Annotated in this window: 18 protein-coding genes and 3 pseudogenes; 14 read left to right on the top strand and 7 right to left on the bottom strand. The window is 73.5% G+C overall.

Annotation, left to right across the window (positions count from 1 at the left end; translation table 11 throughout):
* Positions 1 to 126: 126 nt before the first annotated feature.
* Positions 127 to 795 (bottom strand): annotated as a pseudogene (locus AC0ZLC_RS30750) (phosphatase PAP2 family protein); the annotation flags it as partial.
* 147 nt (positions 796 to 942) lie between these two features.
* Here AC0ZLC_RS30750 and AC0ZLC_RS30755 point away from each other — a divergent pair.
* Both AC0ZLC_RS30755 and AC0ZLC_RS30760 read left to right on the top strand, forming a co-directional pair.
* On the top strand, positions 943 to 2562 hold the full coding sequence (locus AC0ZLC_RS30755) for an ABC-F family ATP-binding cassette domain-containing protein (RefSeq protein ID WP_476755216.1): 1620 nt from the start codon (positions 943 to 945) through the stop codon (positions 2560 to 2562).
* Between the two features lie 149 nt (positions 2563 to 2711).
* On the top strand, positions 2712 to 2930 hold the full coding sequence (locus tag AC0ZLC_RS30760; RefSeq protein WP_358854579.1) for a DUF6158 family protein: 219 nt from the start codon (positions 2712 to 2714) through the stop codon (positions 2928 to 2930).
* Between the two features lie 182 nt (positions 2931 to 3112).
* On the opposite strand, the gene AC0ZLC_RS30765 is transcribed toward AC0ZLC_RS30760, so the two are convergent.
* Both AC0ZLC_RS30765 and AC0ZLC_RS30770 read right to left on the bottom strand, forming a co-directional pair.
* On the bottom strand, positions 3113 to 3664 hold the full coding sequence (locus AC0ZLC_RS30765) for a type 1 glutamine amidotransferase domain-containing protein (RefSeq protein ID WP_476755217.1): 552 nt from the start codon (positions 3662 to 3664) through the stop codon (positions 3113 to 3115).
* A gap of 195 nt (positions 3665 to 3859) precedes the next feature.
* Positions 3860 to 5659, bottom strand: a complete 1800-nt coding sequence (locus AC0ZLC_RS30770; protein ID WP_476755218.1) for a thiamine pyrophosphate-requiring protein — start codon at positions 5657 to 5659, stop codon at positions 3860 to 3862.
* A gap of 241 nt (positions 5660 to 5900) precedes the next feature.
* Between AC0ZLC_RS30770 and AC0ZLC_RS30775 the strand changes: the two genes are divergently transcribed.
* The 4 genes from AC0ZLC_RS30775 to AC0ZLC_RS30790 all read left to right on the top strand — a co-directional run bounded on the left by AC0ZLC_RS30775 (position 5901) and on the right by AC0ZLC_RS30790 (position 10735).
* A complete protein-coding gene (locus AC0ZLC_RS30775; protein WP_476755219.1) occupies positions 5901 to 6695 on the top strand; it encodes an RNA polymerase sigma factor SigF in 795 nt (264 codons plus the stop codon).
* 523 nt (positions 6696 to 7218) lie between these two features.
* A complete protein-coding gene (locus tag AC0ZLC_RS30780) occupies positions 7219 to 8031 on the top strand; it encodes a hypothetical protein (protein ID WP_476755220.1) in 813 nt (270 codons plus the stop codon).
* Between the two features lie 146 nt (positions 8032 to 8177).
* Positions 8178 to 9425: an aminotransferase class I/II-fold pyridoxal phosphate-dependent enzyme gene (locus AC0ZLC_RS30785; RefSeq protein ID WP_476755221.1), complete on the top strand. Its 1248-nt coding sequence runs from the start codon at positions 8178 to 8180 to the stop codon at positions 9423 to 9425.
* Positions 9422 to 10735 carry an MBL fold metallo-hydrolase gene (locus tag AC0ZLC_RS30790; protein ID WP_476755222.1) on the top strand — a complete coding sequence of 438 codons (1314 nt, stop codon included), beginning with the start codon at positions 9422 to 9424 and terminating at the stop codon, positions 10733 to 10735. The genes AC0ZLC_RS30785 and AC0ZLC_RS30790 overlap by 4 nt, the downstream gene beginning before the upstream one ends.
* Here the strand turns inward: AC0ZLC_RS30790 and AC0ZLC_RS30795 are convergent.
* Positions 10623 to 11255 (bottom strand): annotated as a pseudogene (locus tag AC0ZLC_RS30795) (DedA family protein); the annotation flags it as partial. The gene AC0ZLC_RS30790 and the pseudogene AC0ZLC_RS30795 sit on opposite strands and share 113 nt — an antisense overlap.
* Positions 11252 to 12025, bottom strand: coding sequence for an MBL fold metallo-hydrolase (locus AC0ZLC_RS30800; RefSeq protein ID WP_476755223.1), 774 nt, complete (start codon positions 12023 to 12025; stop codon positions 11252 to 11254). The gene AC0ZLC_RS30800 and the pseudogene AC0ZLC_RS30795, both read right to left, overlap by 4 nt.
* Before the next feature lie 105 nt (positions 12026 to 12130).
* Between AC0ZLC_RS30800 and AC0ZLC_RS30805 the strand changes: the two genes are divergently transcribed.
* From AC0ZLC_RS30805 to AC0ZLC_RS30825, 5 genes and pseudogenes are all read left to right on the top strand, one after another.
* Positions 12131 to 12562, top strand: coding sequence for a hypothetical protein (locus tag AC0ZLC_RS30805; RefSeq protein WP_476755279.1), 432 nt, complete (start codon positions 12131 to 12133; stop codon positions 12560 to 12562).
* A gap of 155 nt (positions 12563 to 12717) precedes the next feature.
* The gene (locus AC0ZLC_RS30810) at positions 12718 to 14832 is read left to right on the top strand and encodes a phage holin family protein (RefSeq protein WP_476755224.1); all 2115 of its coding nucleotides are present in this window, start codon (positions 12718 to 12720) and stop codon (positions 14830 to 14832) included.
* Between the two features lie 231 nt (positions 14833 to 15063).
* Entirely contained in the window at positions 15064 to 15492 is a 429-nt protein-coding gene (locus AC0ZLC_RS30815; RefSeq protein WP_476755225.1) for an OsmC family protein, read from the top strand.
* A 131-nt stretch (positions 15493 to 15623) separates the two neighbouring features.
* Positions 15624 to 15737 (top strand): annotated as a pseudogene (locus AC0ZLC_RS30820) (Hsp70 family protein); the annotation flags it as partial.
* A gap of 35 nt (positions 15738 to 15772) precedes the next feature.
* Entirely contained in the window at positions 15773 to 16066 is a 294-nt protein-coding gene (locus tag AC0ZLC_RS30825; protein WP_476755286.1) for a hypothetical protein, read from the top strand.
* Positions 16067 to 16160: 94 nt separating this feature from the next.
* Here AC0ZLC_RS30825 and AC0ZLC_RS30830 read toward each other — a convergent pair whose 3' ends face one another.
* Positions 16161 to 17024 carry a helix-turn-helix domain-containing protein gene (locus AC0ZLC_RS30830; protein ID WP_476755226.1) on the bottom strand — a complete coding sequence of 288 codons (864 nt, stop codon included), beginning with the start codon at positions 17022 to 17024 and terminating at the stop codon, positions 16161 to 16163.
* Positions 17025 to 17249: 225 nt separating this feature from the next.
* Complete coding sequence (locus tag AC0ZLC_RS30835; RefSeq protein WP_476755227.1) at positions 17250 to 18086, bottom strand: helix-turn-helix domain-containing protein; 837 nt, start codon at positions 18084 to 18086, stop codon at positions 17250 to 17252.
* Between the two features lie 132 nt (positions 18087 to 18218).
* On the opposite strand from AC0ZLC_RS30835, the gene AC0ZLC_RS30840 reads away from it, so the two are divergent.
* The 3 genes from AC0ZLC_RS30840 (at position 18219) to AC0ZLC_RS30850 (ending at position 21428) form a co-directional block, all read left to right on the top strand.
* Positions 18219 to 18524 (top strand): 4a-hydroxytetrahydrobiopterin dehydratase, encoded by a 306-nt coding sequence (locus AC0ZLC_RS30840; RefSeq protein ID WP_476755228.1) that lies wholly within the window; start codon positions 18219 to 18221, stop codon positions 18522 to 18524.
* A gap of 4 nt (positions 18525 to 18528) precedes the next feature.
* On the top strand, positions 18529 to 19269 hold the full coding sequence (locus AC0ZLC_RS30845) for a class I SAM-dependent methyltransferase (RefSeq protein WP_476755280.1): 741 nt from the start codon (positions 18529 to 18531) through the stop codon (positions 19267 to 19269).
* Positions 19270 to 19538: 269 nt separating this feature from the next.
* Positions 19539 to 21428 carry a rhamnogalacturonan lyase gene (locus AC0ZLC_RS30850; RefSeq protein WP_476755229.1) on the top strand — a complete coding sequence of 630 codons (1890 nt, stop codon included), beginning with the start codon at positions 19539 to 19541 and terminating at the stop codon, positions 21426 to 21428.
* Positions 21429 to 21468 lie beyond the last annotated feature (40 nt).

Genomic DNA, 21468 nt, shown 5'->3' on the forward strand with positions numbered 1-21468 from the left:
GGGTCTGGCGCGTGCAGCTGCAAGGCGGAGGAGGGAGTCGACGCGGAGCGTCGGCGACCGACGACAACGCCGCAGATGTGCGCGCCAGACCCCGCGACGCCGGCCTGATCCAAACGACAGGCCCTAGTCGCCCACCATGACGTGACCCTCGCCGTCGGGCAGCGCGGGCGCGTCCGCGCCGGGCCGGACCGGGGGCGGCATCCGGTCCCGGTCCTCGGTCGGAACGAGGCCGCGCACCACGTACGCGGCCCCCACCCCGAGGGCCGCGCCGACGAGCACGTCGCTCGGGAAGTGGACACCTGTGTACACGCGGGAGAGGGCCACCGCGGTCGCCAGAGGTGCCACCGCGGCTCCCCAGCCGCGGGACTCCATGGCCACGCCCGTCGCGAAGGCCGCGGCCGACGCGGAGTGCCCGGAGGGGAACGACGTCGTGATGGGCTGCCGTTTCAGCCGCCGGACCAGCGGGACGGGGTCCAGCGCGGGCCGGGTGCGGCGCACCGAGCGCTTGCCGACGGTGTTGATGGTGGCGGACGCCAGGGTGAGTGAGGCGAGACCGCGGGCGGCGGCGCGGCGGGCCCGGGGGCCGCGGGTCGCGGCGAGCGCCGCCGCCGTCGCGAACCAGAGCACGCCGTGGTTCGCGCTCCGGCTCAGCCGCGGCAGCAGGCGGTCGCAGCCCGGCCAGTGCCGTGCCGCGACCTCCTCGAAGAGGCGGCAGTCGGCCGCCAGGAGCCGGTCTCGGAGCACGTGGTGGCCAGGAGGGCGGACGGTGAGGTCGACGTCTGGGGTCGCAGTCATGGGGATTCTCGTACCCAGGGGCGGACGATTCCTGCCCGGGCGCCGGCACCGGGTGCAGGGGTGCAGGAGACCCGGGACCGGGTCACGCCGGCACCCTGCGGATATGCGTTTGCCCGGCGGGCCCGGCGCCCCGGACAATGCATGACCATGGGACACCTCGAAGCCGCACATCTTGAGTACTACCTCCCCGACGGGAGGCCGCTGCTCGGCGATGTGTCGTTCCGGGTGGGGGAAGGGTCCGTCGTGGCCCTCGTCGGCCCGAACGGAGCGGGGAAGACGACCCTGCTGCGCCTGATCTCCGGAGAGCTGAAGCCGCACGGCGGCACGGTCACCGTGACCGGCGGCCTCGGCGTGATGCGCCAGTTCGTCGGCTCGGTGCGGGACGAGACGACCGTCCGTGAACTGCTGGTGTCCGTGGCGCCGCCGCGCATCCGCGAGGCCGCCCGGGCGGTCGACGTCGCCGAGCACGGGATCATGACCGTCGACGACGAGGCCGCCCAGCTGAGGTACGCGCAGGCACTCTCCGACTGGGCCGAGGTCCGCGGGTACGAGTCCGAGACGCTCTGGGACATCTGCACCATGGCGGCGCTCGGCGTGCCCTACGAGAAAGCGCAGTGGCGTCAGGTGCGGACGCTGTCCGGAGGCGAGCAGAAACGGCTCGTGCTGGAGGCGCTGCTGCGCGGCACCGACGAGGTGCTGCTGCTCGACGAGCCGGACAACTACCTCGACGTCCCCGGCAAGCGCTGGCTGGAGGAGCGGCTCAAGGAGACCCGCAAGACGGTCCTCTTCGTCTCCCACGACCGTGAACTGCTCGCCCGCGCCGCCGAGAAGATCGTGAGCGTCGAGCCCAGCCCCACCGGCGCGGACGCCTGGGTGCACGGCGGCGGTTTCGCGACGTACCACGAGGCACGCAGGGAGCGCTTCGCCCGCTTCGAGGAACTGCGCCGCCGCTGGGACGAGAAGCACGCCCAGCTGAAGAAGCTCGTGCTGAACCTGCGTCAGGCGGCCTCCATAAGCCACGAGTTGGCGTCCCGGTACGCGGCGGCGCAGACCCGGCTGCGGAAGTTCGAGGAGGCCGGCCCGCCGCCGGAGCCGCCGCGCGAGCAGGACATCAGGATGCGGCTGCACGGCGGCCGCACCGGCGTGCGTGCCGTCACCTGCAAGGGACTCGAACTCACCGGCCTGATGAAGCCCTTCGACCTGGAGATCTTCTACGGGGAACGCGTCGCGGTGCTCGGTTCCAACGGCTCGGGCAAGTCGCACTTCCTGCGCCTGCTGGCCGGCGGGGACGTGGCGCACACGGGCGAGTGGAAGCTCGGCGCCCGTGTCGTGCCAGGCCACTTCGCGCAGACGCACGCCCACCCCGAGCTGGCGGGCCGCCCCCTGCTCGACATCCTGTGGACCGAGCACGCGCAGGACCGGGGTGCCGCCATGTCCAGGCTGCGCCGCTACGAGCTGACCGCCCAGGCCGAGCAGCGCTTCGAGAAGCTGTCCGGCGGGCAGCAGGCCCGTTTCCAGATCCTGCTCCTGGAGCTGGAGGGCTCCACGGCGCTGCTTCTCGACGAGCCCACCGACAACCTCGACCTGGAGTCGGCGGAGGCCCTCCAGGAGGGTCTTGAGGCGTACGACGGGACGGTGCTGTCAGTCACCCACGACCGCTGGTTCGCCCGGTCCTTCGACCGCTATCTCGTCTTCGGGTCGGACGGCCGGGTACGGGAGACGGCCGAGCCGGTGTGGGACGAGCGCCGGGTGGAGCGGGCCCGGTAGCTCCACGGAGGCCGTGGGCCCCGGATCTTCGTAGAGTGGAGAGGACAGGCGAGTTCCACGGCTCCCTCCCGGAGGCCGCTCGGGGTGGTGCCGGCCGGGCGGGCACCCGGACCGCACCGAAGGATCACGACGACGATCGGGGTACCGCGATGACCGGAGTCGACCCGGGCCGGCTGGACGACCAGCAGCTGATGAGAGAGCTGGAGACGATCCACCGCACGCGCCACGACACGCTCCTGCACGGTTCCAACGACGCACTGCGGATCCACAACGAGCGCATGGCGCAACTCGAGGGCGAGTACCTGCGCCGCCACCCGCGTCGCCCGATCACGCCTGGCCGCACCCGGGAGGGCGCCCGGGAGCGCTGAACCGCCCCGACGTGCTGAAACGCTTGGCGCCCCTGAAACGCATGGGCGCGCCTGACCGGCACGCCGGGGTACCGGCCTCGTGACCGTGCCGACACGCAGGACGACGCGCTGACACGTGCGCCGCGACCCGTGGCCGGGCTCTTCTCGGGCCCGGCCACGGGTCGCGGCACGTCGGGGGAGTCTCAGCCGGTCTTCCGCGTCCCCTTCGCGAACTCGGCGAGGAACGCCTCGTCGAACGCCTTGAGATCGTCCGGCTTGCGGCTGGTCACCAGCGTGTTCGGCCCGTGGTCGCAGGTCTGCACCTGCTCGTCGACCCAGGTGCCGCCCGCGTTGGTGATGTCCGTGCGCAGGCTCGGCCACGAGGTCAGGACACGTCCGGAGACGACGTCCGCCTCGACCAGGGTCCACGGCGCGTGGCAGATCGCGGCGACCGGGCGGCCCGAGTCGAAGGAGTCGCGTACGAAGGACACCGCCCGCTCCTCCATCCGCAGGGCGTCCGGGTTGGCCACGCCGCCCGGCAGGACCAGCCCGTCGAAGGAGTCGGCGGACACGTCGCCGACGACCTCGTCCACGGGGAAGGTGTCCGCCTTGTCGAGGTGGTTGAAGGCCTGGATCTCGCCCCGCTCCGTCGAGACCAGGACGGGCTCGTGGCCCGCGTCGGTCACCGCCTGCCAGGGGTCGGTCAGTTCGATCTGCTCGACGCCCTCCGGCGCCACCAGGAACGCGATGCGCATGGTGTTCGGTCTCCTTTCCCGGCCCGGGGGCGGACCGCGTGCGCGGCCGCTCCGTCAGCCGGCGTCCGCCGCCCGCGGGCGGCGCGGTGGTTCCTCGTCGGTCCCGGACCGCCGCGGCGGTCCGGTGTGCACGACCGCCTCGTCGCGTACCCGTCCGTCCGGGGACGACACATGCGCCGGCGGCGGCCGGGATGATCACTTCCCGCGCTTGTCGTGGCCCGGCAGGAATTCCTGGACCTTGGCCTTGAGGCCCTGGCGGATCATGGCGCCGCGGTCGGCGTCGCCCTTCAGGACGGCGGCCGCGGTGGACTCCATCTGCTCCCAGGTGGCGTGCGGCGGAATGGGCGGCACCGCGGGGTCGGTGAGGAACTCGATCACCGCCGGGCCGTCCGCCTCAAGTCCCGCGCGCCAGGCCGCCTCGACGTCCTCCGGCTTCTCCACCCGGATACCGGTCAGCCCCAGGGAGCGGGCGAAGGCGGCGTACTGCACGTCGGGCAGCTCCTGCGAGGGCAGGAACGAGGGGGCGCCGCCCATGGCCCGCAGCTCCCAGGTGACCTGGTTCAGGTCGCGGTTGTTCCATACGCCCACGACCAGCCGGGGGTCCTCCCAGCGGTCCCGGTACTTCGCCGCCGTGATCAGCTCGGCCAGCCCGTTCATCTGCATCGCCCCGTCCCCGACGAGCGCGATCACGGGCCGGTCCGGGTGGGCGAACTTCGCGCCGATCGCGTAAGGCACCGCGCAGCCCATCGTCGCCAGGGTGCCGGAGAGGGACGACCGCATGCCGGACCGCATCGTGAGATGGCGGGCGTACCAGTTGGACGTCGACCCGGAGTCGGACGTGACGATCGCGTTGTCGGGCAGCAGCGGGTCCAGGGACCGCGCGACGTACTCCGGGTTGATCGGGTCGGCCGACTGCTCGGCCCGGCGCCGCATCACCTCGCGCCAGCGCGTGACGTTCGCGCAGACCGTGTCGTACCACGCGCGGCCCCGGTCCCCGTCCAGCAGCGGGATGAGCCGCTCCAGTGTCGCCTTCGCGTCGCCGACCAGATTCACCTCGTACGGATAACGCATCCCGATCATGTGCGGGTCGAGGTCGATCTGCACGGCCCGCGCCTTGCCGAACTCCGGCAGGAACTGCGAGTACGGGAAGGAGGACCCGATGGTCAGCAGGGTGTCGCAGTCGCGCATCAACTCGTACGAGGGACGCGTGCCGAGCAGGCCGATCGACCCGGTGACATAGGGGAGTTCGTCGCTCAGCGCGTCCTTGCCGAGCAGGGCCTTGGCGACTCCGGCGCCGAGCAGCTCGGCGACCCGCTCCACCTCCGCGCGGGCCCCCGCCGCGCCCTGGCCGATCAGGATCGCCGTCCTTTCACCGGAGTTGAGGACCTCGGCGGCCCGCTCCAGGGACTCCTGCGAGGGGGCCGTGGACCACGAGCCGAAGTCCAGGCTGGAGGGGACCATCTTGAACTCGTGCGTGGGCGGCGCGTAGTCGAGCTCCTGCACGTCACCGGGGATGATCACAGCGGTGGGGGCGCGGCGCGCGTACGCGGTGCGGATCGCGCGGTCCAGGACGTTCGGCAGCTGCTCGGGGACGGTCACCGTCTCCACGAAGTCCGACGCGACGTCCTTGAAGAGCGTGTGGAGGTCGACCTCCTGCTGGTACGAGCCGCCCATCGCGCTGCGGTGGGTCTGGCCGACGATCGCCAGCACCGGGACATGGTCGAGCTTGGCGTCGTACAGCCCGTTCAGCAGGTGGATCGCGCCGGGCCCCGACGTGGCCGCGCACACGCCGAGCCGGCCGCTGAACTTGGCGTATCCCACCGCCTGGAACGCGGACATCTCCTCGTGCCGCGACTGGACGAACCGCGGCTGGTCCTGCGCCCTGCCCCAGGCCGCCAGCAGGCCGTTGATGCCGTCCCCGGGATAGCCGAAGACCTGCTCCACGCCCCACTCGCGCAAGCGCTCAAGGACGTGATCGGCGACCTTTGTGCTCATAACGGGACCTCCCGAAGAAAAGGGGTACAGACGTACCGCTTACCGAGTCACCACCCCTCACCCGCGAAAACCTGTGGAGTTTGCCGCGCATGACCCGGGGCAGGCGCGTCTCAGTGCTTCGGACAGGAGGCACGTCCGTGGGAGCGAACGAACCGCGCCCCGGGTGTTTCCGTCCGCGCGCGGGCGCGCTCCCACGGTGACTGTCCATCTCAGGCACCCCTCAAGGGAGTTGCGACACACCATGCGAAGCCAAGCGAGCGTGAAGCACCACCCGCACGACGACGCCCCCGACACCGCCGAAGCATTCCGCAGGCTCGCCGCGCTCCCCGCGGGCCGGCAGCGTGACGCACTCCGGGACCGGATCGTGGAAGCCTGGCTGCCGATGGCCGAACGGCTCGCCGGGCGGTTCCGCAGCCGCGGCGAGAGCTACGAGGACCTGCGCCAGGTCGCGGCACTCGGGCTCGTCAAGGCCGTCGACCGGTACGACCCCGAGCTCGGCAACGCCTTCGAGAGCTACGCCGTTCCCACCATCACCGGCGAGATCAAGCGGCACTTCCGCGATCACATGTGGACCCTGCACGTGCCGCGCCGCGTCCAGGATCTGCGCAACCGCGTGCGGTTCGCCAGCCAGGACCTGTCGCAGACCATCGCCGGCCGCAGGCCCACCGTCGCCGAGATCGCCGAGCACGCCCGGATGAGCGAGGAGGAGGCGCTGACCGGCCTCGAGGCGCTGGAGAGCTTCACGGCGCTCTCGCTCGACGCCGAACTGTCGGACAGCGGGGACGGCTACTCGCTCAGCGACGCCCTCGGCTCGCACGACCCGGCCCTGGACACCGTCATCGACCGGGAGGCCGTCAAGCCCCGCCTTCAGGCGCTGCCGGAGCGGGAGCGCGCCATCCTCTACATGCGGTTCTTCAACGACATGACGCAGAGCCGCATCGCCGACGAGCTCGGCATCTCGCAGATGCACGTCTCACGGCTGATCAGCCGCTGCTGCAGCCGGCTGCGTGAACAGATCATGCGCGACGCCGCGTAGCGCTCCGCCGGGTTGACCTGGTGGCGAGGCGCGGCTGGGCCGCGCCTCGCTTTCGCGTGTGCGGCCGGAGCCTGACGCCGGCGCGCGGGCGGACGCCGACGGTGCCGGCCGGAAGGCGGGGCGCGGGTCCCGTCCGCGGGGGTCACGGGTGCGGGCTTGCTTGCCCTTGCGGGGTCACCGCGGTTGCCGCCTTCGGGTGGGTGCGGCCCGGCTTCAGGTCGGTCCGTGCCCGCGTGGGTCAAGCCGCCTTCGAGTGTCTCTCAGGGTGCCGTCGCCCGGTGCGCGGGTCGGCGCCGCCGGGGCGCCCGCCTTCCGGCGTACCGGCTGCTGCCGTATCCCTGTCGGTGCGGCGGGTTCCGGACTGCCTCCGCGGCCTCGGCGAGGGCCCCGTGTCCCCCGTCCGGTGGCTCGGGTAGTGCGAATGGGCCCGGTGGCGAGCGGGGCGGCGCCGGCGGGGCTGTCATGGGGTCTGGGGGCACGACGGCCGTGCCCTCACCGGAGACCGGCTGAAGGAGCCCATCCCATGCGCCGTACCGCCCGTGTCCTGTCCGCCACCGCCCTGACCAGTGCCGCCCTGGGTGCATTCGCCTCGGCCGCGTTCGCGGGCCCGGCCGCGGAGGACGGTCCCCGTACCGTCGCCCCGGGCGCGGTCACCGCCCCCGTGGCCCGCGACGAAACCGGCGCGAGCGCGCCCCCACACGCCGATGCGGGCCCGGAGGGCGACGAGGACCGCCGCGCCGGGGCGTACCCGGTCGCCGCCGAAGAGGGGACACCGGCCCCCGCTTCCGGCCCGGCCGCGCCCCTGCCCGTCACGGAAGCGGATCCGCGGGCCGTGGGCCCGGACGCCGTCAGGCCCGAGGACGCGGGCCCGGACGCCACGGAAGCGGGAACCGCGAGCGGCCGCGCGGACGACGTGCGCCCCGGCGACGTCGGGCCGGACGCCGTGGGGCCGGACGCCGTGCGGCCCGAGGACGTCGGCCCCGGCGTCGGTGACCTCGGCGGTGTGGAACCGGACGCCGTCGGGCCGGACTCCGTCCCCGAAGGGGTGGGGCCCGGCGCCCGGAGTCCCGCGCCCGACGAGCACCAGGCATCCCGCGACGGCGCCACCCGCGACGGCGCCACCCGCGAGGGCACCGCCTCCCGCGAGGGCACCGCCTCCCGCGACCCCGGCGAAGACCCCGCCGTCGGCTCCCGGCACGGCGTGCGCGCCGGAGAGGGCGGTGCCTTCACCGACTCGCTCCCGGCGCTGATCGCCGGCGGCGTCCTGATCGCCGCCGCGGTCGGCGCCGCCGCCTACCGGCTGCGGAGCGGGGGCCCCACCGGCCGCCGCCGCTGAATCCGTGACGGGCGCAACCGGACGGTCACCCATGGCTCCTGGGGTCCCGGGGTAGGGAGATGCCCAGGGCGACGAACGGTACGGGACCGGCTCACCGGCCCCGGGCGAGGACAGGGCACGGCACCACGGACTGCGCGGAGGCACGTATGCGGCGGACGTACCCGGAGGGGCACGGTCCCGTTCGCTACGGCCCACCCCTGCCCGATCAGGGCCTGCCCCTGCTGCCCGGACTCTCCGACGTGCTCGCCGCGTCCGCCGGCCGGGCAGGCGCCGAACCCGCGGGCGGCGGTCCCGCGCTGCTCGACGCCGCCTGCGGCTACTGGGCCCGTCGCGGACTGCCCGCCGGTCCCGACCGGGTGGCCGCCTCGCCCGGCGCCCCCTCCCTGCTGCTCGCGCTGACCGCGGCGGTCGGCGGCGACGTCCTGCTGCCGCGGCCGTGCGCCGCCTGGTGGGCCCCGCAGACCCGGTTGCTGGGGAGATCCGCGTTCCATGTGGCGACCCCCGCCGAGTGCGGTGGCGTCCCGGACCCGTACGCGCTCCTGGAGACCGTGCGCAGAGTCCGCGCCGAGGGCGGCGACCCGCGGCTGCTCGTACTCTCCGTCGCCGACGACCCCACGGCCACGGTCGCGCCGCCCGAGACCGTCCACGAGGCCGTGGAGGCCGCCGTCGGCGAGGGCCTGCACGTGATCAGCGACGAGACCTGGCGCGACACCCTGCACCAGCCCCTCGACACCGTGTTCCTCAGCCCCGCCGAGATGCTGCCGGACGACGTCACCGTCCTCACCGACCTCTCCGGGCCCTTCCTGCCGCTCGGCTGGCCCGCCGCCGTCGCCCGCCTCCCCGGCACCCCGTACGGCTCCGCGCTGCGCGCCCGCGTCCTCGACGTGCTGACCGCGCTCGGCGCCCGGCTCGCCGACCCGGTCGCCGCGGCGGCCGCGTACGCGCTCGAGGAACCCGGCGAGGTCACCGAACGGCTCACCGCGGCGGCCCGCCTGCACGCGGCCGTGGCGCGCGCCGTGCACCGGGCCGTGGTCGACGCGGGCGCCCTCGCCAGGCCGCCGCGGGCCGGCCGGCACACCTACGTGGACCTCGGCCCGCTGCGCGATGCGCTCGCCGACCGGGGTGTCGGCGACTCCCAGGAGCTGGAGGACCATCTCACCGCCCGCCTCGGCCACCCCGCACCGGGCGGCCACCGCTTCGGCGACGACCTGGCGGCGCTCCGGGTGCGACTGTCCACCGGTCCGCTGCTCGGTACGACGGCACAGGAGCGCGAGGAATGCCTCACGTCACCCTCGCCGTTGGAACTGCCGCACGTGCAACGCGCGTTGACCCACCTGGGTTCGGCCTTCGACGAACTACGCGACGACGCTCAGCGATGGGAGCCTCCTCGATGACGCAGCAGTCCGAATCGACCGCGACGACTCCGCAGGACACCGAAGGCCCGGCGTCCGCGCCGCGCCCGGAGGCCGGGCCGCCGCCCGCGCTCACCCCCCACGAAGCTCTCGAATCCCTCGCCCCCCACGAAGCCCTCGTCCTGCACGAGAGGCGCGACGCACCCGCACCGCCCGCCGAGCCGCGTCCGCTCGGCGAACGGCGGTCCTGGCCGCGGTCCTTCGCCGACCGGCTCACCGCGCCGCTGCCCGGACTGCGCGCCTTCGCGCGCTTCGCCCGCGAGGGCGCGCTGCGGCCCGACGCCGACGGCCTCGCCGACGTCCCCCGGCTGCCGTACGCACCGGGCCCGCTGCCCCGGGTGGACGCCCGCACGGTCGCCGTCTCCTGGGCGGGGCACGCGAGTTGGGTGATCCGGATAGGCGGGCTCACCATCCTCACCGACCCCGTCTGGTCCCGCAGGATCCTCGGAACCCCGGCCCGCGTCACACCCGTCGGAGTGCCCTGGAGCGCGCTGCCCCGCGTCGACGCGGTCGTCATCAGCCACAACCACTACGACCACCTGGACGCCCCGACGCTGCGCCGACTGCCGCGCGACACACCCGTGTTCGTGCCGGCCGGACTCGCCCGCTGGTTCAGGGGCCGCCGGTTCACCGCGGTCACCGAGCTCGACTGGTGGGAGGCGGCCGAACTGCACGGCGTCCGCCTCGACTTCGTCCCCTCCCACCACTGGTCCAAGCGCAGCCTGACCGACACCTGCCGCACCCTGTGGGGCGGCTGGGTCCTGACGGACGGCGACGGACAGCGCGTGTACTTCGCGGGCGACACCGGCTACGGCCACTGGTTCTCCCGCATCGGCCGGCGTCACCCCGGCATCGACCTCGCCCTGCTGCCCATCGGCGCGTACGAGCCCCGCTGGTGGCTCCGCGACGTCCACTGCGACCCGGAGGAGGCGGTGCGGGCCGCCGTCGACCTCGGCGCGCGCCGCATGGCGCCCATGCACTGGGGCACCTTCATCCTCTCGGCGGAACCCGTGCTCGAACCGCTCACCCGGGTGCGGGCGGCCTGGGAGAAGGCGGGCCTGGACCGGGACGACCTGTGGGACCTGCCGGTGGGCGGCTCACGCGTACTGACGGAACCGGCCCCGGCCGCGCCGCGGACCGGCCCGACCGCACGGGAGGCGCGGCACACTAGGCCACGCCGCGGACCCGGCGCCACAGTGCGGGTGCCGCGCCGACCAGCAGCGTCAGGACGACGGCCGCCACCACGCCCTCCCAGGGCTCCTCGAAGAGGGAGCCGCCCAGGATGCCGATGAGCTGGTAGGTGAGCGTCCAGGCGAGACAGGCCGGGATGTCGCCGCGGGCGAAGGTGCGCAGGGGCATCCTCGCCATCAGGCAGGCGAGCATCACCGGGATACGGCCGGCCGGGACCAGCCGGGACAGCACCAGGACGGCGACGCCGTGGTCGTCCAGCTTCCGCTGGGCCTGCGCGAGGCGCTCCTCGGGGGCGCGGTCGCGAAGAGCCGCCAGCCAGCGCGAGCCGTTCTTCGAGTACGTGCCCCGCCTGCCGAGCCAGTACAGCGAGATGTCGCCGAGGAACGCCGCGAGCGACGCCACTCCGAAGACCAGGGCCAGCGAGAACGGCGACGTCTGATGGAAGGCCACCACCGCCGCGGAGCTGACCAGCGCCCCCGTCGGCACGACCGGCACCAGCGCGCCGATCAGCACCAGCAGGAACAGCGACGGACAGCCGAGCGCCTGCTGCGTGGACTCGGGCGGGACCGTCGCACCGGCCGTGCCCGCCGCGGACAGGACGACCGCGGACCCGAGGATCACCGGGCGACCTCCGGCCGTATGCTCTCGCCGTGCCCGAGCCGGTGCACCGCGACCTCCGGCGCGCACTCGGCCGCCCGGCGCACGAACTCCTCACCCGGCGTGTGGAATTCATGGGGGCGCACAGCGTCCATCCCGATCGGCCAGTACGTGCCGTGGTGCACCGGTACCGCGGTGCGCGGCGCCAGCTCGGCCAGCGCCCGGGCGGCGCGCCCGGGGTCCATGTGCCCCTCGCCGAGGAACGGCCCCCAGCCGCCGACCGGCAGCAACGCCACGTCGACCTCGCCGACCTCCGCGGCCATCGAGTCGAACAAATCGGTGTCCCCCGCGAAGTACGTCCGCGCCTCGCCCTCGATCACGAAACCGAGCGCGGGCGCCCGGTGCGGCCCGACCGGCAGCCGCCGCCCGTCGTGCGCCGCGTGCACCACCCGGACGTGCAGTGCGTCCAGCCGGACCCGGTCTCCCGGAACGACCTCGGTGAGGCGGAGGTGACGGAGCCCGCGCAGTCCCGGAACCGCCCGCGGCGCACCGCGCGGAACCAGCACCCGCGTCCCCGGCTCCAGGCGTGCCAGCGAGGGAACGTGCAGGTGGTCGGCGTGCAGGTGCGAGATCAGGACGGCGTCCGCGACCGCGGCCGCCGCCGGGGGCGGCGCTCCGGCGCGGCGCCGCAGATGCGCGAGCCTGCGCGCGAACAGCGGGTCCGTGAGCACTCGTGTTCCCGAGTCCTCCACCGTGCAGGTGGCGTGACCCCACCAGGTGATCTCCACCGGCACTCCCTTTGCCTCCTTCGCGCGACTCCCCCCGAGCCTACGGGCAGGAGTAGGGTCGGCGGCGAAACCCGGAGGTGAGGGGAGACGCGACCGCGTGCCCCGGCCCACATCCTCCGCTTCGTTCGAGCAGGGGGGAGCCCCTTGGTGCGTGTCACGGCGATCGCCAGTCTGACGCCGCTGGAGGAGCTGGACGCGGATCCGTTCCTCGTCGACTCCCGCAGCCAGCACGCGATGTGCGCCCGCTGGGCCGCGGAGCGCGGCTACGTCGTCACCCGCGAACTCCTCGTCGGCGGACTGCGCTCCGACCACTGCGCGCTGTGGGACGACGTCGAGGCGGGCCTCGTCGACCTGTTCGTCGCGCCCAGCCGCCGCGTCCTGGAGCGTGCCCTCGCCTCCGTCGACGAGTTCGCCGCCGAGTGCGCGAGGCGCGGGGTGCGGGTCGAGACGGTCGGCCGCGCCGAACCCTCCTACGACGCCCGGATGAAGGCCAGCGTGCACCGCCGCCTGTCGATGCCGACGGCGGGCTACGACGGCCGCTGAGCCGCGCCACCGGTACCGGGACCCCCGCGCGGGACAGCTCCACGGGTGACATCCGGGCCGCTCCGGGCGTTGTGACAGGCTGGGAGGCGGCCCGCGCACGGGGCGGGCCGTGAGGGCTCGCGTTCCGGCGGGTCGGGACGCAAAGGTGGCTGGGCGTGGGCGGCGGGCGTTGGCGGAGCGTGCTGAGCGGGGTGTGGCGGAGCGTCACCGTCTGGGCCGCGTCCACGGTCACGATGCTCGTGCTCGCCGGGGCGCTGCCCGACTTCCAGATCCAGTCGGACACCGGGGACAGCGCGACCCGGATCGCGCTCACCGCGGCGGCCGGCGCCGGGGTCTTCGGACTGCTGTCGTCGCTGGTCTGGCCGCTGCTCGTCCGGGCGCTGCTCCTCGTGCCCGCCCTCGTGCTCGGACTGCTGGTCTTCTTCCTCAACGGTTCCCTGCTGCTGATCGCCCTGCGGATCAACCCCTCGGGACGGGGCGAGGCCGCCCCCGAGACCGCCGTGGTGGTCGCCGCCGTGATGTCGGCCGTCGCCTCGGCCACCGGCGCCGCCCTCGTCGTACGGGACGACGACGCGTACCGGCGCAGGCTCTACCGCCTGGCGGACCGGCGGCGGCGGGCGTCCGGCCGGACGGGCCCGTCCACTCCCGGCACCGTCCTCCTCCAGCTCGACGGCGTCGGCCACGACGTGCTGGAGGAGGCGGTGCGCAAGGGCGTCATGCCGGCCGTGGCCGAGTGGCTCGGCGCGCGCCCGGCCGCCGGGCGCAGGATCCCGCCGCGAGCCGGCCGCGGACCCACCCACCGGCTCACCGCCTGGCGCACCGACTGGTCCAGCCAGACCGGCGCCAGCCAGCTCGGCATCCTGCACGGCACCAACCACGACGTCCCCGCCTTCCGCTGGTACGAGAAGGACCGCGGCGAGGTGATGGTGTGCAACCGCCCCTCGAGCGCCGCCGAACTGCAGCGCCGGGCGGTCGAGCACACCGGTGACGGGGGCCTGCTCGCCTTCGACGGCGCCAGCCGGGGCAACCTCTTCAGCGGCGGCGCCGAACAGCTCGCGCTGGTGCTGTCCATGGCGGCCAGGCGCGGCCGCGGCAACCGCTCCCGGGCGGGCTACTTCGCGTACTTCAGCGACCCGGCCAACGCCGTGCGGACCGCCATGTCGTTCGTCGCGGAGGTCTTCAGGGAGGTCGGCCAGTCCACGCGGGCCCGCGTCCGCAAGCGCAGGCCCCGCGTCAAGCGCGGCGGGCTGTACCCGTTCATCCGGGCCTTCGCGACCGTCGTCGAGCGGGACGTCGTGGTCGCGGCCGTCATCGGCGACATGCTCGCCGGCCGTGCCGCGGTCTACGCGGACCTGGTGGCGTACGACGAGGTGGCGCACCACTCCGGGCCGCGCAGCCGTGACGCCGAGCGGGTCCTGGAGCGGCTCGACCGTTCCCTCGCGCTGATCGCCAAGGTGGCCGAGCACGCACCGCGGCCGTACCGGATCGTGCTGCTCTCCGACCACGGCCAGAGCCCGGGGGAGACCTTCCTGACCCGGTACGGGCTGACCCTGGGCAGTCTGGTGCGGGCCGGCTGCGGTCTGCCCGTGCCGCGCCGGGCACGGCGCACCCACAGTGGCGCCGAGGCGCGGTCCGCCGTACGGGCCGCGCTGCGCAGGCCGGTCGAGGAGGACGCGGAGCAGTACCGTCCCTCGCACCGCCGCGCGGAGCCCCTCGTGCTGGCGTCCGGGAACCTCGGGCTCGTCTCCTTCCCGGACGTGCCGCACCGGATGAGCCGGGAGGAGATCGACCGCCGTCACCCGGCGCTGCTGTCCACGCTCGCCAACCATCCCGGCATCGGCTTCGTGCTCGTCCGGAGCGAGGAGCACGGCGGCCTCGTCCTCGGGGCGCACGGCGCCGAAGTGCCCGTGGACGAGCTGAGCGACGCACACCCCGGTCCGCTCGCCGACTTCGGGCCGGGCGCCGCCGCAGCGGTGCGGCGCACGCACGCGTTCCCGCACACCGCCGACATCATGGTCAACTCCTGGTACGACCCGCAGGAGGGCGAAGTCCTCGCCTTCGAGGAGCAGATCGGTTCGCACGGCGGGCTCGGCGGGGACCAGGGGCGTCCCTTCCTGATGGCGCCGGTGACGCTGTCCCCGCCGGCCGAGGACGGCGGCGAGCTGGTCGGCGCCGAGCAGGTCCACCGCGTACTGCGGCGGTGGCTGCGGGAGTCCGACGGTCCCAGGGTGCCGCAGGCGGCCCGGCACAAGGACCGGCGGGCCGTGTGACGGCGCGCTGCCGGGCCACTCCTCCGGGGGGCGCGTGCGGGGGCGTCAGGCCGTGCCTCCCCAGGAGCCCTGCGTGCAGGCCGGCGTTCACCGCCATTCCCGCCCGGAGACCGGAGTTGCTGCCCGGGTCTCGCGACCGTGCGGCCGGTCTTTCGCGTCACCCGAGCCGGAGTGTGATCGGATAGGGGGCACGAAAGCCCGGGAACGGGACCCCACCCGAAAGGACTCACCGTGGCAACCACGCGCTCCGCACACACCGTGTGGGAAGGCAGCCTGTTCAAGGGCAACGGCGTCGTCACCTTCGACTCCTCCGGCAGCATCGGAGAGCAGCCGGTGTCCTGGGCGTCGCGCGCCGAGGAGGCGAACGGCAGGACCAGCCCCGAGGAGCTGATCGCGGCCGCCCACTCCAGCTGCTTCTCCATGGCCTTCTCGAACATCCTCGACAAGGCAGGCACGCCCCCGACCAAGCTGGTCACCTCCGCCGACGTGTCCTTCCAGCCCGGCGAGGGCATCACCGGCATCCACCTCACGGTCGAGGGCACCGTGCCGGGGATCGACGAGGAGGCCTTCGTCGCCGCCGCCGAGGACGCCAAGGTCAACTGCCCGGTCAGCCAGGCGCTCACCGGCACGACGATCACGGTGTCCGCCAAGCTCGCCTGACCCCTGTACGCACGAGATGCCGCGCTCCTCGCACGGGGCGCGGCATCGTCGTGTCTGGTGCGCGGCATTGACAGATCCGTACCCGAGTTCTGAGCTGGAGAGGGGAAGGGCCGGGTCGGAGGGGGACGGACATGGCACGTGCGGTCGGGATCGACTTGGGTACCACGAACTCGGTGGTGGCCGTCCTGGAGGGCGCTGATGCCAACGCCGAGGGCGCGCGCACCACTGCCTCCGTGGTCTGCTGGACGGTTCGGCCGACACGAACGCGCTGCGGGCCGGCGTGGAGAAGCTGGCCTCGGTCAGCCGGCAGATGGGCCAGGCCATGTACGCGCACGCCCAGCAGCAGTCACCGTGTCAGCGGTCACCGTGCGAGCAGCCGCGGGAGCGGGCCGGTGAGCCCGCGCCCGTGGACGAGGACGGCGTGGTGGACGCCGAGATCGTCGACGACGACAGCAGGAACGGAGCCGACGGGAACGGCGGCGAAGACACGCGCGGCGGCGACGGCAGGGGCAGCGGGGAAGGCAGGGGCGGCGGGGGAGGCAGGGGCGGAGCGGAAGACACGGCCCGGGGCTGAACGGGCGTGATCCGGGCGGCGTTCGGTGGGACCCGGCACATCGCCGGACATCGCCGGACGGGACCCGGCACACCGCCGGACATCGCCGGACGGCTCAGTAGCGCTCGCGGTACGTCCGCAGCAGCGCCTTGGTCCGCTCGGCGGAGGCCGCCCGCGCCGACATGTGGTCCAGCACCTCCAGATGATGGGCCACCTCCTGGCGCGAGTCGAGATAGAGGGCGCCGGTCAGGTACTCGCTGTAGACCATGTCGGGCAGCTCGGGCTCCGCGAAACGGAACAGCGTGAAGGACGTGTACGTCCCTGGATGCGGGCCGGCCGCGTACTCGGCGATCTGGAGCGTGATCTCGTCGTTCTCGGTCGCCTCGAGAAGCCGGTCGATCTGGTCGCGCATGACCTCACCGCGGGTGCTCACGGGACGCCGCAGCACCGTCTCGTCCATGATCACCCAGAAGCGGGGCGGCTGTTCGCGCGTGAGCAGCTTCTGGCGGGTCATGCGCAGGGTGACATACCGCTCGACGGCGGCGGGGTCACTCTGTCCGACGGTCCCGGCCTCCATGACGGCGCGCGCGTATTCCTCGGTCTGGAGCAGCCCGGGCACGAAGTGCGGCTCGTACGACCGGATCATCCGGGCGGCGCCCTCCAGGCTGATGTGCATGCTGAACCAGTCCGGCAGCACGTCGTGGAACCGCTGCCACCACCCCGCCCGGTTCGCCTCCTCGGCCAGCGCGACGAAGCCCGCCACCTCGGCGTCCGGCACGCCGTACGTCGCCAACAGCACCTGGAGATACGGGATTTTGAGCGCGACCTCGGCCGTCTCCATGCGCCGTACGGTCGCCGGGGCCACGCGCAGCACGCGCGCCGCCTCCTCGCGCCTCAGACCGGCCGCCTCCCGCAGTTCCTGGAGCCGCCTGCCGAGCACCACTTGCCCCACGGTGGGCGCAGGACGCCGCTCACTCAACGCCACGCCTCCCCTACGCGTCGAAGTCCGGATGCAGTGTGCCATGTTCCGCTGCTTCTCTCAGCGCCCACGGCGACTTCCCTGTCACACCCCCACCGCACCCGCTGTCGCATGACCTGCCGGGTGATCGACCCGTGTCCGTGCGGACGGGAGCGCGGCGGCGCTCTCGCCCACCTCACCCCGGGCCGGTTTCGCGCTGTTCCAGCCCACCGCCCTCAAGACACGTCAGGGCGTGAGCGTGTGCAGGTACTTGACCGTCGCCGGGTCGGCCGGGAGCAGCGTCTCGATGGCCAGCTCGGAGACGGTCACGTCCATGGGGGTGTTGAAGGTGGAGATGGAGGAGATGAAGGACAGCGTCCGGCCCTCGTGCTCGATCCGCATCGGCAGCGCGAAGTACGGCACCGGCTCGGCCGGTCCGACCACGTCGGTGTCCTCGGACGCGGGCACCGGGTAGGCGGCGACCTCCTCGTACAGCTCCCGCAGCGGCCGCGAGCGGTGCAGGGCGATCTGCCGTCCCGCCTGGGCGAGCAGGTGCCCGCGCCACTCACGGAGATTGCGGATGCGCGGGGCCAGACCCTCCGGGTGCAGGGTAAGCCGCAGCGCGTTCAGCGGCTGCGTCAGCAGTGACTCGGGGATGTCGCCGAGCAGCATCATGACGCCCCGGTTCGCCGCGACCACGTTGTACATCGCGTCCACGACGAGCGCCGGGTAGGGCTCGTAGCCCCGGATGAGGCGCTCCATGCCCTCGCGCAGCGCGTCCAGCGCCGGGTCGTCCAGCGGCGTCTGCGGGTAGCGGGGCGCGTAACCGGCCGCCAGCAGCAGCGCGTTGCGCTCCCGCACGGGCACGTCCAGGTGCTCGGCCAGCCGGAGCACCAGCTCCTCGCTGGGCTTGGAACGCCCCGTCTCGACGAAGCTGATGTGCCGGGCCGAGGACCCCGCCCGGAGAGCCAGCTCCAACTGGCTCACCCGCCGCTGCTCCCGCCAGCCCCGCAGCAGCGGGCCGACGCCTCTGTGCGGTGCGGTGGTCGGGGGCACGGCGGCATCGGACGTGACTCTGGTCATGGGAGGACCGTAGTCGAGGGGATGCGCGCGAACGAGTCGTGTGCCGCGCGCGATCCCGCGGCCGGCCGCACTCCTGTGGCAGGCTCGGGGAAACACCACTGCGGGTGCCCGCCGTACGGAAGGACCGAGGTCATGGCCGTCGAGCCGTTGTCGCCGAAAGAGATCGAGGACCGTCTGGCGGAGCTGCCGGGCTGGTCCCTGGAGGGAGACCGGATCGCCCGCTCCTACCGGCTCGGCTCGCACTTCGCGGCGACGGCGATGGTCGTGCACATCGCCCAGGTGCAGGAGGAACTCGACCACCACTCCGATCTCACGCTCGGCTACGACACCGTCTCCCTGACCGTGAACACGCACAGCGCCGGCGGCGCGGTCACCGCCCTCGACTTCGGACTCGCCCGCCGGGTGGAGGAACTGGCCGCGGCGCACGGTGCGAGCTGAGACCGTGCTCGACTACGACAAGGAAGCCGACGCCTACGACGCGACGCGGGGCGGTGAGCCACGGGCGGCTGCCGCCGCCGACGCGGTCCTCGGGCTGGTGCCCGAGGACGCCCGCACGCTGCTCGACGTCGCCTGCGGCACCGGGATCGTGACGCGTCGTCTCGCGGCCGGGCGGCCCGGGCTGAGCGTGGCGGGGGTGGACGCGGCACCCGGCATGACGCGGATGGCGGCACGACGCACACCCGGGGCCGTGGTCCTCGCCGACAGCCGTGAACTCCCCTTCCCGGAACGCTCGTTCGACGCCGTCACCTCCTTGTGGCTGCTGCACCTCGTGGACGGGCCGAAGGACGTCCGCGCGGTCGTCGCCGAGTGCGCGAGGGTGCTGCGGCCCGGCGGCGTCTACGTCACCACCGTCGACAAGGCCGCCGCCCACGACGTGGGCAGCGACATCGACGCCGTACTGGCCGCGCGCCCGACCCGTCCCGCACAGGACGCGGCCGAGCGCGTCGAGACGTACGCCCTCGCGCACGGCCTCGCTCCCGCCGGACAGGCGCGTTTCACGGGGCGCGGCCAGGGGCGCAGTCCCCGCGGCACGGTGGCGGACCTGCGGCGCGGCTGGTTCACGCAACTCCCGCCGGACGGGCCGCCCACCGAGCGGCTGATCGAGCGGCTCGAAGCTCTGCCCGGGCAGCAAGTCCCGCGTGCGGAACCGCAGTTCACCCTGCGGGCTTTCCGCAGGACCTGAGCCCCGGCACGCGCCGCCCACCGCTCAGGAAGCGGCGCGGCACGCGCCCGGTCCAGCCCTGGCCGGGCGCCGGCGTCTCGTCGGGTGGCCCGGGGAGCGAGTCGGCGACGCAGGCGTCCTGGCCGGGCGAGGTACTGGGACCCGCGGAACTGCGTGATCCGCATCGTTCACACCGCTGGACCTTCGGCCGCCCGGTACGGCAACTCCTGTGCGTGCGGCGGCGACTGAGAGGCACAGAGCTCGTCTGTTCCTCCCAGGAGGTGTCCACCGTGCAGTACCCGCACTCGCACAGTCACCGCAGACGCAAGGTCTCCCGCCCCCGCCTTCTCCTGTCCACCGTCGTCTGCGGCGCGCTCGCCGCCGCCGGACTCACCGCACTGACCGCCGGCACGGCGTCCGCCGCGACCGCCCGCCAGGTGGAGAAGCTCGACCGCGGTGTGGTCAGCGTCCACACCGACAACGGCAACCTGGTCGGCTGGCGCTGGCTCGGCACCGACCCGGACAACGTGTCCTTCAACGTCTACCGCGGCGGTACGAAGGTCAACTCCACCCCCGTCACCGGCTCCACGAACTACTTCCACTCCGGGGCGCCGGACTCCGCCGACTACACCGTCCGCGCGATCGTGAACGGCGTGGAGCAGGCCGACTCGGTGCACGCGATCCAGTTCCGCACGGGATACAAGGACGTGCCCCTGACCCCGCCCGCCGGCGGCACGACCCCCGACGGAGTCGCGTACACCTATGAGGCCAACGACGCCTCCGTCGGCGACCTGGACGGTGACGGCGCGCTCGACTTCGTCCTCAAGTGGCAGCCGACCAACGCCAAGGACAACTCCCAGTCCGGGTACACCGGCAACACGATCGTCGACGGCATCGAGCTCGACGGCACCCGGCTCTGGCGCGTCGACCTCGGCAGGAACATCCGCTCGGGCGCGCACTACACGCAGTTCCAGGTGTACGACTACGACGGCGACGGCAGGGCAGAGGTCGCCATGAAGACGGCCGACGCGACCACCGACGGCCAGGGCAGGGTCATCGGCAGCGCCTCCGCCGACCACCGCAACTCCAGCGGGTACGTGCTCTCCGGGCCCGAGTACCTGACCATGTTCAACGGCCAGACCGGCGCGGCCATGGGCACCGTCGACTACGTCCCGGCCCGCGGCACGGTCTCCTCCTGGGGCGACTCGTACGGCAACCGTGTGGACCGGTTCCTCGCCGGTACCGCGTACCTGGACGGGGTCCGGCCCTCACTGATCATGGCGCGCGGCTACTACACCCGCAGCGTCGTCGCCGCCTGGGACTGGCGCAACGGGGCGTTCACCCGGCGCTGGACCTTCGACTCCAGCTCCTCGACCAACAGCGGCAAGGGGTACGACGGCCAGGGCTCGCACAGCCTGTCCGTCGGGGACGTCGACAACGACGGCAAGGACGAGATCGTCTACGGGGCGATGGCCGTCGACGACAACGGCAACGGCCTGTGGACCACGAGGACCGGGCACGGCGACGCCCAGCACCTGGGCGACCTCGATCCCTCGCACCCCGGCCTGGAGTACTTCAAGGTCTCGGAGTCCACGTCCCAGCCCGCCGAGCTGTACATCGACCCCGCCAACGGGCACGTCGACTGGAGCCTCGCGGCCTGCTGCGACAACGGACGCGGCGTCGCGGCCGACATCTGGGCGGGGAACGACGGAGCCGAGATGTGGTCCGCCGCGGACACGTCGGTCCGTGACGAGTCCGGCGCCGTCAAGGGCCGCGAGCCGTCCTCCGTCAACTTCCTCTCCTGGTGGGACGGCGACACCAGCCGCGAACTGCTGGACGGCACCCACATCGACAAGTACGGCACGTCGTCCGACACCCGCCTCCTGACGGGCACCTCGGTCCACTCCAACAACGGCACCAAGGCGACCCCGTCCCTGTCCGGGGACCTCTTCGGCGACTGGCGCGAGGAGGTCGTCTGGCCCACGTCGGACAACAGGGCCCTGCGCATCTACTCGACCCCGACGCAGACCACCACGAGGATCACGACACTCCTCCACGACACCATGTACCGCACGGGCCTGGCCTGGCAGAACACCGCCTACAACCAGCCCCCGCACCCGAGCTACCACCTGGGCGGCGGAATGCGGACAGCACCCCGGCCGACCGTCTACACGCCCTAGGAAAGAAGGAGGGGGGCGGCCCGGCCCCGGCCGGGGGCCC

The sequence above is a fragment of the Streptomyces sp. GLSS-08 genome, from assembly GCF_056387915.1.

Bases quoted from the DNA above. Each gene is read 5' to 3' on its own strand.
- AC0ZLC_RS30755 (WP_476755216.1), top strand. From the start codon at position 943: ATGGGACACCTCGAAGCCGCACATCTTGAGTACTACCTCCCCGACGGG.
- AC0ZLC_RS30760 (WP_358854579.1), top strand. From the start codon at position 2,712: ATGACCGGAGTCGACCCGGGCCGGCTGGACGACCAGCAGCTGATGAGA.
- AC0ZLC_RS30765 (WP_476755217.1), bottom strand. From the start codon at position 3,664: ATGCGCATCGCGTTCCTGGTGGCGCCGGAGGGCGTCGAGCAGATCGAA.
- AC0ZLC_RS30770 (WP_476755218.1), bottom strand. From the start codon at position 5,659: ATGAGCACAAAGGTCGCCGATCACGTCCTTGAGCGCTTGCGCGAGTGG.
- AC0ZLC_RS30775 (WP_476755219.1), top strand. From the start codon at position 5,901: ATGCGAAGCCAAGCGAGCGTGAAGCACCACCCGCACGACGACGCCCCC.
- AC0ZLC_RS30780 (WP_476755220.1), top strand. From the start codon at position 7,219: ATGCGCCGTACCGCCCGTGTCCTGTCCGCCACCGCCCTGACCAGTGCC.
- AC0ZLC_RS30785 (WP_476755221.1), top strand. From the start codon at position 8,178: ATGCGGCGGACGTACCCGGAGGGGCACGGTCCCGTTCGCTACGGCCCA.
- AC0ZLC_RS30790 (WP_476755222.1), top strand. From the start codon at position 9,422: ATGACGCAGCAGTCCGAATCGACCGCGACGACTCCGCAGGACACCGAA.
- AC0ZLC_RS30835 (WP_476755227.1), bottom strand. From the start codon at position 18,086: ATGACCAGAGTCACGTCCGATGCCGCCGTGCCCCCGACCACCGCACCG.
- AC0ZLC_RS30840 (WP_476755228.1), top strand. From the start codon at position 18,219: ATGGCCGTCGAGCCGTTGTCGCCGAAAGAGATCGAGGACCGTCTGGCG.